Here is a 317-nt window from a genome sequence, read left to right as displayed (position 1 = left end):
CAGCACGAGCGAGCCGCCGGCGAGGCTGAAGAAACTGGCCTGCGCCGCGTTCAGCGTTGTCGTGGCGGCGGCGCTGGCGTCGACCCTGTTTGCCTGCACAGTGACCGCGCCGACCGTCAGGCCGTCGCTTTCGACAATGAACAAGCCGCCCGCGCCCGTTTGCGCGCTGAGCGTGCCGACGGTGGTCTCGAGCGCGTTGGCGCCGCTGCCGATGCCGAAGGCCGCGCTCAATTGCAGCCCTGCCGCGACGATGTCGACTTCGGTCTCGGCTGGCGTGGCGTCCTCGTCGATAATGCTGCCGAGCGTGGCGCGGACGC

General features: G+C 70.0%; 1 protein-coding gene. It reads right to left on the bottom strand.

What is annotated here, in order from left to right:
• The coding region (locus D0817_RS25905; RefSeq protein ID WP_161568489.1) for a hypothetical protein at window positions 1-317 on the bottom strand (317 nt) is incomplete at both ends.

Source organism: Flavobacterium cupreum, from assembly GCF_003996965.1.
GTDB classification, from domain to species: Bacteria; Bacteroidota; Bacteroidia; order Flavobacteriales; family Flavobacteriaceae; genus Flavobacterium; species Flavobacterium cupreum.
This window is presented reverse-complemented; position numbering and strand designations above follow the sequence as displayed.